Below are 215 nucleotides of genomic sequence, written 5' to 3'. Positions count from 1 at the left end.
CCAGCGCCAGCGAGGCATGCTCGTGCGCCAACAGACCCGCCAGGCGACGCTGCGCCTGACCCACCGCCTCGGCCACCGAACCCTCCAACTCCAGCCGCAGCGGCAACGTGTTGATGAACATCCCCAGTGCTCGCTCGGCCACTCCGCCGTGACGGCCCAGCAACACCGTGCCGAACACCACGTCATCGCGACCCGACAGGCCGCCCAGCACCCGG

At 70.7% G+C, this 215-nt stretch carries 1 protein-coding gene; it reads right to left on the bottom strand.

What is annotated here, in order from left to right; translation table 11 throughout:
- A partial coding sequence (locus EZI54_RS24310; protein ID WP_131484373.1) for a condensation domain-containing protein occupies positions 1 to 215 on the bottom strand: 215 nt, incomplete at both ends.

Origin of the sequence: Marinobacter halodurans (assembly GCF_004327985.1) — a bacterium.
In the GTDB taxonomy this organism is placed as follows: domain Bacteria; phylum Pseudomonadota; class Gammaproteobacteria; order Pseudomonadales; family Oleiphilaceae; genus Marinobacter_A; species Marinobacter_A halodurans.
The sequence above is the reverse complement of the archived record's forward strand: the minus strand, read 5'-3'. Positions and strand labels throughout refer to the sequence as shown.